Genomic DNA, 13,594 nt, shown 5'->3' on the forward strand with positions numbered 1-13,594 from the left:
CAATAGGAATAGGTAAGGCTTTGAGATTATCTCCACCTTTTCCCCTCCTTCACACCGTGCATGAGATTTTCAAGCTCACACGGCGTTCCAACATTTTGTATTTTATTCTATTAAATAACTGAATTTCCTACTAACTTTCTTAGAGAATTAATGTATTTCAATCCTTTAGCATTCAAATCCAACTCATTCACATATTTATTAATTGTTTCCACTGTTGAACAGTGGACTAATTTATGTGCTTCATGACTTAACCACACTAGATTCTTATATTCATCTGTACCATTATCACTTTTCTGTTTTTTATGATGGCACTCCATGTTACCTATTATCAGTCTTTTACCCGTTACATAGCAATTACCCTTTTGTCCAATCATTAGGGATATACGATTATCATTAAACTCAACACTATTTTTAATATCTATATTTATCAAAAGATACTTAATAAGAGTATTAAATCCTTTTAGTTTACTATGTATTAGCTCCCTTCCTTTTGGGGTATAATTACAGATGCTCTGAGTAAGGCTTGTGGCATTTTTGGTCCTCACAAAACTTATAGGGAAGATTGTCACATCTCTAATTGAATGGGTTTTACCTTTGTAATCTCCATATAATTTTTCATAACTTTTGGATTTTTTATGCTTATTACTCATTAACCCTCTTAGTCTTATATTCAAGGTTTTTCTTACTAAGAAATTTATTTCACCAAAATCTATACTAACCCTCGTTGCTATTTTATAGTAGTTATGGATACCTAGTATTATTGCATTTAATTTACATACTTCTTTAGGTGTCGGTTTTTTCTGTATTTTTCTTATTTGCTTTTTTAACTTATTTATAGTATTGATTTTTGCTTTATCACACATGTTACTTTGACAAACAAATTTCTTGTTCTTTGGTTTAACCATTAACTTAAAGCCTAAAAACTCTGTATGATTTTTTCTAAGATTGGTTATTTTAGATTTTTCCATACTTATGTCTAATCCTAATCTTTTTTTAAGCCATTTCTTAGTTGCAATAAAAATGATTTGTGCAGTTTTTATGTCCTTACAAAAAATCTTAAAATCATCCGCATATCTCACTAGCCAAAGTTCCTTTAGTTTAGTGGTTCTCATTGCCGTATATTTATGACTAACATCTATTTGACCGGATTTTCTATAACTTCTGTAGTCATGAGAAGTTTCAAATGTTTCCCATTGAGAACTTATCCACCAATCTAATTCATTCAACACAATATTGGATAGTAATGGACTAATAATCCCGCCTTGAGGCGTTCCTTTATATGGAATACCTATACCTTCTATCTTTGATTTAAGGATTTTTTCCACTATGCTTAATAAATTTTTATCTTGTATTCCCAAATTCCACATTTGCTTTTTTAATTTGCTATAATTAACATTATCAAAGAAACCGCTAATATCTATGTCAACCACATAATGTAGTTTACATTGGTTCATCAAGAACATACTTCTAGCTATCGCATGTTGGGTTGACCTATTCGGTCTAAATCCATAACTATGATTGTGGAATTTAACTTCGCATATTGGTTCTAATACTTGTTTTATACATTGCTGAATTATTCTATCATCAATACAAGGTATTCCTAGTGGTCTTGTTTTTCCATTAGCTTTTGGAATCTCAACTCTTCTTACACTCTTAGGTTGATAGTTATTGAACTTATCTTGAATATGTTTTACATATTTTTCTATACCCATATTCTTGATATAATAAATGTTTAGTTTATCAGTACCAGCAGTTATAGATCCTTTGTTTTTCTTAACGTTTCTATAGGCTAATAAAATATTTTGCTCAGATGCTATATATTGCATCAACTTAGTAAATTTTTTACCTTTACTACTATCTTCATATAAGCTATCGAATGTGTTTTGCATAGTGTAGTACTCATTATTTCTTAGTATCTGTCTTTTCTCTAGAATGCTTTCCTTCAAGTCTACTACTTCCTCCTTTGTATAAATACAAATTTAGGTTCATATCTATAGTGATAGGTAAATCTTTGAAGTTATCTCCAACTTTTCCCCCACCTCACACCGTACGTGAGAGTTTCCAGCTCATACGGCGTTCCAACAATTTGTTTTTATTTAATTAAATAACTGAATTTCCTACTTGCTTTCTTAGAGAATTAATTCGCTTTAACCCTTTTTCATCAAGGGACAATAAACCTAGATATTTTTCAATAGTTGTGGGTAGTGTGCAATGTATTAATTTATGTGCACTCATTTTTAACCATACAAGATTTTTATATTCATCCATTCCGCCTAATTGTTTAGGCATCTTGTGGTGACATTCCATATTTCCAATTTCTAGTGGCTCACCAGTAACGTAACACATGCCTTGTTGTCCTGCTATAAGTGAAATACTATTATCACTCAATTCAGTTGTCTGACTTTCGTGTACAGTGCTCAAATAGTATTTTATTAGTTTAATGCTACTACCTTTAAGTTGTACATGGATTGCCTTTCTTCCTTTTTCAGTATAATTGCATTTCACTTGATTAAAACATAATGCGACTTTAGTTCTACAACCATAGATTGGAAATATAGTCATTCCTTGTATCGTTCTTATTTTACCTTTATATTGACCGTATAACCGTTTATAGGTTTCCGAAAGTTTCGGTTTATCCGATATATAATTCCTTAATCGTATTTCTAAGGTTTTTGTAACTAAGAAGTTAATGTAACCAAAATTCTTTACAACATTGGTAGCACACCTGTAGTAGTTGTGACTTCCTAATATTATGGAGTTTAACTTTGATATTTCTTTTGCAATACATTTTTTTTGTGCTATTTTAATTTGTTCTTTTAACTTATTAATAGTCTTTTGAACAGATTTATCACACATTCTACTTTGACATACATACTTATTCTTTTTAGGTTTAACCATTAGTTTAAAACCTAAAAACTCTGTATAATTCTTTCTTAGATTAGTTATCTTAGATTTATCAGGACTAATTTCTAACCCTAATCTTTCTTCTAACCATTTTCTTGTAGCATTATAGATTTTTTGAGCAGTTTTAGCATCTCTGCAAAATATTTTAAAATCATCTGCATATCTTACGAACCAAATTTCTTTTAAATTAGTTTTCTTTTGGGCATTATATCTGTGTTCAGGTTTAGAGTATTTATGTTTTGTCACAAATGTTTCCCATTGAGAACTTATCCACCAATCAAGTTCATTTAATACCACATTGGCTAATAATGGACTAATTATGCCCCCTTGAGGCGTTCCTTTTGTCGGTATTCCAATTCCTTGTATTTCTGATTTAAGAATTTTACCAATGATGCTTATGAGGTTTTTATCTTGTATTCCCATATTCCATAGTTGCTTTTTTAGTTTACTATGGTTTACGTTATCAAAGAAGCCTTTTACATCTACATCTACAACGTAGTGTAATTTAGCTTGATTCATTAAACTCATACATCTTGCAATAGCATGTTCTGTTGACCTATTCGGTCTAAAACCATAACTATGTTTGTGAAATTTAGCTTCACATATTGGTTCAATTATTTGTTTAATACATTGTTGCATTATTCTATCATCTATACATGGTATTCCTAGAGGTCTAGTTTTACCATTTGGTTTTGGAATATCTACTCTGCGAACACTTTTGGGAAAATAATTTTTGAATTTATTTTGTATATATTTCACAAATTCATCATTATCCATTTCCTTAAAGAAATCTATATTAAGTTTATCCGTTCCAACTGTTGCTGAACCTTTATTTTTCTTAATATTTCTATATGCTAGTAAAATATTTTCTTTAGACGTTATATACTGCATCAAGTTTGTAAATTTATTTTTACTACAAGCTTTCTTATACAATTCGTCAAGTATTGGTTGCATTGCGTAATATTCATTATTTCTTAGTTTTTGCTTTTTCTCTAATTTTAAGCTTTCCTTCAAGTCTATTACTTCCTCCTTTGTTTGCACAATTTCGGTTTCATATCTCTTCTTCTTACTCGAACCTTGAAATTATTCAGTATTTAATTTTTAATCAACATTTTGTCTAGTGGCTATTGCTAGAACATCATTACAATATTCATCTTTGCTTTATGCCACCACTTTCGCTTGGATTAAGATAAGTTATACTTACGTTTTCCTTATCACTACTTCATTGGTAGTAAAACCTCCGTATTCCAAGTTTCCCTTGTTCCATTATTACTATCTTTACATATATCCTTAGGTAATCGGTATGAGCCTGTAAGCTTGATAATGCCTATAACATTATATGGACTTTCATAACTAAAAGTTTTACTTATCCACACTTACTACACTTATGTGTTATACTCATTTCTAAGTATCGTAAGTTAAGACCCTTACCTTCCCGATTTCGTCAGTTCCTTATGGAACATCCTAACCATAGATATTTTATAGACACTGGCTCTATCACTACTCGACCACCTCTGGTTCGCATTTCGTGTAGGGATTATTTTTCTTCTACTTACGGTAGCTCTCAAGCATTTTAACGAGCTTATAACATTTTACTATTTATTTAGCTAAACGCTATTCGTATACCTTTGTGAAGGCATTTCAAGGCGTTACCCTATCATTCTACCTATCGTAATAACAGTTCTAATTTCCAAGTTTTAATTGGCTGATTAGGCTAGTTTTGTAGTAAACCCACGCTTACTTTTGTCTAGCAACAAGTCGCACCTTAGTCTTACCCGAACCTTGAATTATTCAGTATTTAATTTTCAAATAACAAATTGTCTAGTGCCTATCCCTCCACCCCTTATTATCAAGGTTTTATCGGTACTGTGGCACCACTTTACTGAGATAAAAATAAGTTGTACAGCTTTATGCTGTTTTCCTTATTACTACTTCAAAGACGGTAAAATCTCCGTATTCTCAGCTTACCTTGTTCCATTATCATTATCTTTGCATATATCCTTAGGTCATTGGATTAAGCCTATAAGCTTGATAGTGCCTTTAACACTATAAGGATTTTCATAACCTATAATTTTACTAGTCCTCACTTATCCCACTGTAGTGGTATACCCAGTTATGAGTATTCATATTTTAGACCTGTACATTCCCAATTTTGTCAGATACTTAGTATCATACTAACCATAGATATTTTATAGACCCCCGGCCTATTTAGTACTCGACCACCTCTGGTTCGCTATTCCTCAACATCCTATCGGATTTGTTAGGGTACTATCTCAGCCGACTTCAACGAGCTTTTAACCCTTTAGTATTCACCTACTAAAACGCTAATCGTAGTTTTAGGGAGGCATTTCAAGGCGTTACCCTATCATTCTACCTATCATGATAATAGTTCTAATTTATTTCTAAATTAGGCTAGTTTTGTTCTGAACCCTCGCTCAGTATTGTCTAGCAACAAGTCGCACATAAGCATATACTGACCCTATTGACGAAAGAGCAACTGTTGAAGTTATTGTAATTAAGAAAAGCATTCTTGTGTTATCTTTTATTCTATATAGTAAATTTGACACCCATAGTACTGTAGTTTTATTCATATAAAAGTTTCTGCTTTTTTTAAGTAACTTGAGTACAAATACACTTAATTGAGAAAATAATAGATATGTTGCTACAATCACCATTATTGTTACAGGTATTATTCTATAGGCTAGTGTCTTTTCACTTGATGTAATTGATAGATAATATCCTACTGTAAGCAATACTATACATATAATCGAGAGAATAGCCGATGATTTTGGTTCTGCTTTGGGTTTTTTAGTCCCTTTAAGCAATCTTAAAACCATATCTTCTTTTATAACAAATGAACAAAATATTGAAATTACTATTCCTATCAATACAAATGCAATTAAGGTAATAATCATAGCTTTAACTGGAATATAAAATCCTAGTGCATTAAATCCTAACAACTTTCCACTGACTGCTAAAAGTATTTTTGAAAATACAATTCCTACTATTATCCCTACTACTGCAGATACTGAACTAATTATTATATTTTCAATGGTTATAATTCTCTGTATTTGCTTTTTTGATGAGCCTATAATATAAAGTATTCCAAATTCTTTATATCTACTTTTTAAAAAGACACTTACTGAATAGAATACAAAAAAACACAAAAATAAGTATGCAATTACAGTTGTAACATAAAGAGCATTTCTTATGTTATTAGGTAATTTAAGCCCCACAAAGTCAGGATGAACTATAATCATAGTAAAAGAGAATAATAGTGTTGCTGATATACTACTACTTAAAAAGTAGGCAAAATATCCTTTTATATTTCTGTACACATTTTTAGTGGCAAACTCTCTAAGATTCATTAGTTTCCACCTCCCATTAGTGCAATCACGTCAATAATTTCCTGATAAAACTGTTTCCTGCTATCTCCCCTATAAATTTCATTATATATAGTTCCATCTTTTATAAATAGAATTTTATTACAATAACTTGCTGAAAATGTATCGTGAGTTACCATCATTGTAGTTACTTTTTCATCTTTATTTATTTTTTCAAATAATTCCATTACATTTTTAGCAGCTTTTGAATCCAAGTTACCAGTTGGCTCATCAGCAAGTAATAGAGTAGGATTATGTATTAATGCTCTTGCAATAGCTGTTCTCTGAGCTTCTCCTCCTGATATTTCAAAAGTTCTCTTGTTAATTAGATTCTCTATTCCAAGTATCTTTGATATTCTATTAAGTTCCTCATCCTGATCTTTAACTAGTACTCCATCTAATGTTAGTGGAAGCACTATATTTTCACCAACAGTTAAAGTATCTAATAGGTTGAAATCTTGAAATACAAAACCTAATTCTCTCCTTCTAAATAAGGCCAGATCATCGCCCTTAAGATTCAGTGGATTTTTATCTTTTATTCTTATTTCTCCTGATGTTGGCTTATCTACTGTTGAAATCATATTTAATAATGTTGTCTTACCACTTCCTGATGGGCCCATTATCCCTACAAATTCTCCTTCGTCAATTGTGAAACTTATATTATCCAAAGCATTGAATGATATTTTATTACCATATACCTTGCTTAAATTCTTTACTTTCAAAATATCCATATTACTTATTCCTCCTATTATGTTAAAATGATTATGTTAAGATGATAATCTTAGTTAATACTAATACTCCAAGTAAAATCCCTACTACTATTCTATATATTGCAAATACTTTCATTGGTTTCTTTTTTAAATAATCAACAAATTTTTTCATAACAATTAAAGACACTATGAAAGCCACAACAAATCCAGTTATTAATGAGCTCCATAATGCTTTCGTCATTATAGAATAATCAAATTCAAATAAGTCCTTACCTGTTGCCCCTATCATAGCTGGAATCGCTATGAAAAATGAAAATTCTGCCGCTATCGGTGTTGATAATCCTGCAATCCATCCACCCATAATCGTAGATGCACTTCTTGACATTCCTGGCCACACGCAAAGAAGTTGTAATATGCCAATTTTTAATGATTGTACAGGTGTTATATTATCTATACTATCTACTTTATGCTTCTTACCTACGAAACTCTTTTCGACTATCAGTAACAATAATCCACCAACTATAAATCCTACTATGACAGCTTCGGGTATAAATTTCGATTTTATTTTATCGTAAAATGTTACTCCTACAATAGCCATGGGAATAGAAGCTGCAACAACATTAATCCCAAATCTAAATCCCTTTTCCCCCTCTCTTCCTTTAGTAAATATAAACTTAAAAAATTCTATTACACTTTCGTTAATCTTCTCCCAATACAAAACAACAACTGCCATTATTGCCCCAAGTTGAATTACAACTTCAAACATCTTTGCAAATTCTCCCTCAAACCCAATTGCCCATCCAATTAATATCATATGGCCTGTAGAAGATACTGGGATAAATTCAGTTACCCCCTCTACTATTGCTATTATGATTGCTTTTAATAAAAATATTATATCTATGTCTTATCACTCCTTACAAACTAATTATTACTTTATATATAGTTTATAATAATAATGTATAAAGTACTATCTGCAAAGCTTACAGGAATGTGACATGGTTGTAAGCTTTGCAATTATTAGTTGTTGCAGCTCCGCAGAAGACAATTTAACGCCCTAAAAAAAAGCATATAAAATAATACTATTTTATATACTTCCATTCACATATTATAGAAATCCTATTTTCTTCGAGTTTTGATATTACAACTCCATTCATCTTTTCCATTAAACTTTTTACAATAGACAGCCCAAGTCCTACACCATTCCCCGTTCTCACTTTGTCTGCCATATAGAATCTATCAAACATATGTAATACATCTTTTTCATCAATGCCTGTACATATATTTGAAATTTCAAAAGTAACTTTAGCATCACATTCTTCTAATTTTATTTCAATAACTTTCTCAGCATATTTTAATGTATTAGATAGCAAATTATCTATTATTCTCTCTAGACTATCCTTATCCCCCATTATAAAAATTGGCTTATCCGGAATGCATATTTTGGGCTCTATCCCTTTTCTCTCAAAAGATTCATAAAGTGATAAAATTTCGTCTCGTACTATATTAGTTAAATTTATTTTTACCATCTCTAACTCATAATCTTCAGTCTCTATTGAAGCTAACTCAAAAAAATCATTTATAAGAACATTTAATTTGTTAGTTTTATTTTCAATTATCTCTAATGCCTCTTCTTTATCTATGGTATTTTGTTTAAGAAGTTTTAAATATCCTATTATTGATGTTAAGGGGGTCCTTAAATCATGAGACATATTAGCTATGCCTTGTTTTAATGTATTTTCAAACATTACTTTTTCTTGTTCATTTCTTCTGTAAAGTTCTAAATATTCATTAATTTCAAAAGCTAAATTTTCTATATATTTATCAGCTATTTCAGTATTAACTTTTTTATTGGTTTCTCGCACTCTAAAATTTCTGATTTGCTTAGTTATAGCTCCTATTTCTCTTTTATATAAATGTAACTTAATAATTGCTACTGCCAAAATTAATATTAGAAAAATAATCATTAAAATAATAGCTAAATACATTTCATTTCTCCTACTCATATAATAAAATTTTTACTTATCTTTTACTTAATATCTTCACGCCGTACATATAACATACTCCCTCCAATTGTTATAATAAAAGTTAAAAGTGATGAAATTATCCCAAATATAATCTCTTCTTTAGGTGCAAATTTTGATATTGCCACTCGCCCAGCAACATAAGGAAGTATATATGCACATATGTTGCTTGGCAATTGAAAACTCAGAAAGAATATAACTGGTGAAACAAATGTACAAAGAGCACTCTTTGTTATCATAGCAATCATACATATTGTGACTGCACTATACATTATTCCAATAATAATTACTCTGGTTAAGTATAAAATAGTACTTAAATTTAAGACTTCACAAAACCCATGATTTATTGAAACATAGATAACTAAAATTGTTGTATAAATTATTTCTAAAAATAAACAAGCAATTATAAATACTATTAATTTACTTAATATAACTTTACTTCTCGTATATCCATAACTGAAACTTTTAATTATATTATTATTCTTAAAATCCTTAGCAATAAATTCTCCGCCTAATAATGCAAATATAAAACTAGTATATATAATATACTCGAATGCGTATTCTATTGAATATGCTCCATTCATAAGAAAATTAGAATGTACTTTCTGCAGTCGTTGTATATCCTTATCCCATACAGTAGTTAAAAAAAATGATAGCACTATTGCCATAAATATCATTCCAATAAAATATCTGCTTTTTCTTAATTTATAAAATTCTCCTCTAATTAGATTACTCATTATCCTCCCCTCCAACTAACTTAGTAAAATAATCCTCCAGTGATTCACCCATTTGCATTATTTCTTTAACGCCTATGTTATGTTTAGATAGAGCAATAGTAATCTTTTCTCCGTCAAATTCATCATATATTCTTATGATATTATTTGGAAAAACTTCAAAGTCTTTTATCCCAATCTCATTTTCTAAAATAACTGAAACATCCGAAGTATAATTTACTTTCAAATGAAGATAAGTTCTACATTTGTTTGAAAGTTCACAAGACGTCATTTCTTCAATTAATTTCCCATCATTTATAAAACCATATCTATTGGAAATATGAGTAAGTTCAGATAACATATGACTTGATATTAAAATAGTTGTTCCTCTTTCTTTGTTTAATTTAATTAAAAGCTCTCTTATTTCTTTTATTCCAATTGGATCTAGCCCATTCATAGGTTCATCTAAAACCAAAAATTCTGGCTCACTTAATAATGCCATAGCAATTCCCAGTCTTTGTTTCATTCCTAGCGAGAAATTCTTAGTTTTCTTTTTCGCGACATCCTTAAGTCCTACTAAATTTAAAGTCTCATTAATACATTTGTTTCCTGGAACTCCTCTTTGAATTTTGACAAGTTCAAGATTTTCATACGCCGTCATGTTAAGATAAAGAGCTGGTGATTCTATTAATGTACCAATTCTACTTCTTTCCTTAATAATCTCTTTCTCCTCACTATGTCCAAATAGTTCAACTTGTCCAGCATTAGGTATAACAAGACCTGTAAGCACTCTAATCATAGTTGTTTTTCCGGCACCATTTTTCCCTATAACTCCATATATATCACTTTTTTTATCTTTATGGACAAATCATCTAAAACTTTGCGACTACCATATGTTTTTGTAATGTTACTAGCTATAATTACATACTCACTCATTTTATTACCTCCTTATGAATCATTCTTTTATCATAACTAATGTTTCATAAGAAAACTTTACTAAAGTCTTTCAAAAGTCTTAATTCTTCTTAATTTATACCCCATTGCCCAAATTGTTTCTATGTAATCTTCACTATCATTTGCAATAAACAGCTTATTTCTTAGTCTACTCACATGTACATTTACAGTATTATCATCGCCCAAAAATTCTTCTCCCCATATACTTTCGAAAATATTAGATTTACTGTATACCTTATTGGGATTTGTTAATAACAGTTCTAGTAATGCAAATTCTTTTGCAGTTAGCGTAAGTATAGTTTGTCCCACTTTTACTTCTTTACTTTCTGTATTTAAACTAATATCTTTATAACTCAAAATATTATCTCTATTTTTGTTTCCCTCATCCTTAAAAAATTCTAGATATCTTCTCAAATTACAATTAACTCTTGCAACAACTTCATCTGGATCAAATGGCTTACAAATAAAATCATCTGCTCCACTTTCTAATAATTCTATCTTAGTTTTTTTAGATGTTTTTGCACTTACTACAATTATTGGTGCTTTTGTTATTTCTCTAATTTTTAATATAGCTTCTTCTCCACTAATCCCTGGGATCATCAAATCTAATAAAATCATATCCCACCGTTCATTTTCTACACACATTAAAGCTTCTGTCCCTGAAAAAGCTGCTCTAACTCTATAACCCTTATTTTCAAGAATACTACAAAGTAATTTATTAATTTCATTTTCATCTTCAACTACTAAAATCTTAGCTCTTTTATCCATATTCCACCCCATTATAATCTATATATAAAGCTATTTTTCATTTTGTAAATCTTATTGTAACCACTGTTCCTTCATGCACAGTGGATTCTATCTCTATTGCATGGCCTAAATTTACACATACCTCTTTGGCTATATATAATCCCATACCAGTTGATTCTCCATATCTACGCCCATTCTCTCCAGTAAAGAATAGGTCAAATACCCTTTTAATATCTTTCCTTGGGATTCCTATTCCCTCATCAATAACACTTAATTTAATTTCTTTTTCTTCTTCCCATGCTTTTATAATCAATTCTTTTCCCATGCCTTTTGAATACTTCACACCATTAATAATAAGTTGATCTAATACAAACTTTATCCACTTTACATCACTGTATACTTCAATATCTTCATCTATTTCTACTCTAGGAATTATTCTGTTTTTTATGAAAATCTTCTTTTCTTCATTTACTGTATCAATAACTAACTTCTTCAAAGAAATTCGCTCTGCTACAAAATCTTTTTGGAAAGAATCTATTCTTGCAAAATGCATTGCCATATTTAAACCTTTATTTAATTTATTAACCTCTTCTTCTATACTTCGCGCCTTTTCTTCTCCTGCGTATTCTTGAAGGAGAAGTTGTATTACAGAAAGAGGTGTCTTCATTTGATGTACCCACTGATTTATAAAAGTTAAATGCTCATTATGATTTTTGTTACACTTTTGTATTTCAGCTTCATATAAATTATGTTGCTTCTTTAATATTTCAGAAATATTTTGACTCAAATCCGAACTATCAAGTTCCAAAAAAGCATCATTCAAACAATTTAATCCATTTCTTAATAATTTGTATAACTGTCTATTTTGATAATACCTAAAAGCTAAGAAGCATACCAGAATAAATGTATTAAATACAAGTATATAAATGATTTCACCAAACTCTATGAACCCCATAATATTACAATACATAACTGTAAGAGCTAAACTTGATAAATATATAAAAACATAACCTCTATTATCCTTTAAAAATAATTTCATATCATTCCACTACCAGGTTTTATTTAATCTATAACCTGCTCCTCTTATAGTCTCTATGCCCATATCTATTCCTAAAACCTGCAACCTCTTTCTTATTCTACTAATATTTACGCTTAGGGTATTTTCCTCTACAAACTCAATGTCATCCCATATTCTTTCTAAAAGGAAATCTCTACTAACTACCTTAGGATACTTTTCCATAAGGCATTCTAGTAGTACGCCTTCCCTTTTAGTGATAATTAAACTTTCACCATTAAATTCTACTTCTGACCTTTCTGGGTAGAACTTAAGACTATCGGCTTCAACTATTCTTTCCTCTACCTTAGGTGCATAATCTCCAAAAGCTCTTCTTATATGGCTTTTTATCTTTGCAATAACAACATCAACATAAAAAGGTTTGGTTATATAGTCATCTGCGCCACTCTCTAAAGCCATAACCTGATCCATTCCACTATCTCTTGCAGATATAAATATTATAGGAATCTTTGATTGCTGCCTTATCTTTCTGCACCAATAAAATCCATCAAATTTAGGTAAATTAACATCTAATAATACTAAGTCTGGGTTACACCCATTAAATCCTATCATTATTTCTTCAAAGTTTTTTACCGCTATTACCTCAAACCCATACTTAGCTATGTATTCTTGTAATAAAGTACTTATTGATAAATCATCTTCTACAATATATATTTTGTATTTCATATTTATTTCTCCTTAATTTAATAAATTCAAAATTATTTTCAACGACATGCTTCTAAACCATATTTCTACAAAGTACCCTGATTACCCTTCTAAATTTGTAGAAAGAAGTAAAAAACATAGTAATCTCACTTTGCAAATTCCTCTTTTAGCCTTAGAATAAGCCACACATTTTTATGGGGAATCCTGACGAAAAAAAGGTTTTGGTTAAGCTTGTAATGTAAATCTCTTACGTATATAATAAATCTATACGGTTTAGGTATACATTCGAAAAAAAATCCAAGTATGGTTAATGCAGTAAAACATATTGATTAGATGTATTCCAAATGTAAAAATAATTGGAGGAGTTTGATGAGTTTTGCTTGCAGCAGCTCAATGTTGTGGTTTTACAGATTTCACAAAGCAACATTTACGAAACCGTATT

Annotated in this window: 10 protein-coding genes and 2 pseudogenes; all 12 read right to left on the reverse strand. The window is 30.0% G+C overall.

The annotated features are described in order from the left end of the window. Window positions 1-110: 110 nt before the first annotated feature. Window positions 111-1,946 (reverse strand): group II intron reverse transcriptase/maturase, encoded by a 1,836-nt coding sequence (gene ltrA, locus ACWJJ2_RS04125; RefSeq protein WP_462953508.1) that lies wholly within the window; start codon window positions 1,944-1,946, stop codon window positions 111-113. Window positions 1,947-2,100: 154 nt separating this feature from the next. Then, window positions 2,101-3,918 carry a group II intron reverse transcriptase/maturase gene (ltrA, locus tag ACWJJ2_RS04130; RefSeq protein WP_258876409.1) on the reverse strand — a complete coding sequence of 606 codons (1,818 nt, stop codon included), beginning with the start codon at window positions 3,916-3,918 and terminating at the stop codon, window positions 2,101-2,103. 203 nt (window positions 3,919-4,121) lie between these two features. Next, window positions 4,122-4,280, reverse strand: a complete 159-nt coding sequence (locus ACWJJ2_RS04135; protein ID WP_462953509.1) for a hypothetical protein — start codon at window positions 4,278-4,280, stop codon at window positions 4,122-4,124. Window positions 4,281-5,366: 1,086 nt separating this feature from the next. Then, window positions 5,367-6,272, reverse strand: a pseudogene (locus ACWJJ2_RS04140) (FtsX-like permease family protein); the annotation flags it as partial. Beyond that, window positions 6,272-7,018 (reverse strand): ABC transporter ATP-binding protein, encoded by a 747-nt coding sequence (locus tag ACWJJ2_RS04145; RefSeq protein WP_216304186.1) that lies wholly within the window; start codon window positions 7,016-7,018, stop codon window positions 6,272-6,274. The pseudogene ACWJJ2_RS04140 and the gene ACWJJ2_RS04145, both read right to left, overlap by 1 nt. A gap of 31 nt (window positions 7,019-7,049) precedes the next feature. Beyond that, window positions 7,050-7,898 carry an undecaprenyl-diphosphate phosphatase gene (locus tag ACWJJ2_RS04150; protein ID WP_216304190.1) on the reverse strand — a complete coding sequence of 283 codons (849 nt, stop codon included), beginning with the start codon at window positions 7,896-7,898 and terminating at the stop codon, window positions 7,050-7,052. A gap of 178 nt (window positions 7,899-8,076) precedes the next feature. Beyond that, window positions 8,077-8,982: a sensor histidine kinase gene (locus ACWJJ2_RS04155; RefSeq protein WP_216304185.1), complete on the reverse strand. Its 906-nt coding sequence runs from the start codon at window positions 8,980-8,982 to the stop codon at window positions 8,077-8,079. A gap of 41 nt (window positions 8,983-9,023) precedes the next feature. Continuing rightward, window positions 9,024-9,755 carry an ABC transporter permease gene (locus ACWJJ2_RS04160; RefSeq protein ID WP_462953880.1) on the reverse strand — a complete coding sequence of 244 codons (732 nt, stop codon included), beginning with the start codon at window positions 9,753-9,755 and terminating at the stop codon, window positions 9,024-9,026. Continuing rightward, a pseudogene (locus tag ACWJJ2_RS04165) lies at window positions 9,748-10,667 on the reverse strand (ATP-binding cassette domain-containing protein). The gene ACWJJ2_RS04160 and the pseudogene ACWJJ2_RS04165 overlap by 8 nt, the downstream one beginning before the upstream one ends. Window positions 10,668-10,727: 60 nt before the next feature. Beyond that, window positions 10,728-11,453, reverse strand: a complete 726-nt coding sequence (locus ACWJJ2_RS04170; RefSeq protein ID WP_216304183.1) for a response regulator transcription factor — start codon at window positions 11,451-11,453, stop codon at window positions 10,728-10,730. Window positions 11,454-11,490: 37 nt separating this feature from the next. Beyond that, window positions 11,491-12,471 (reverse strand): sensor histidine kinase, encoded by a 981-nt coding sequence (locus ACWJJ2_RS04175; RefSeq protein ID WP_216304182.1) that lies wholly within the window; start codon window positions 12,469-12,471, stop codon window positions 11,491-11,493. A 9-nt stretch (window positions 12,472-12,480) separates the two neighbouring features. Further along, window positions 12,481-13,173: a response regulator transcription factor gene (locus tag ACWJJ2_RS04180; protein ID WP_220287127.1), complete on the reverse strand. Its 693-nt coding sequence runs from the start codon at window positions 13,171-13,173 to the stop codon at window positions 12,481-12,483. Window positions 13,174-13,594 lie beyond the last annotated feature (421 nt).

Source organism: Clostridium sp. CM039, assembly GCF_055081075.1.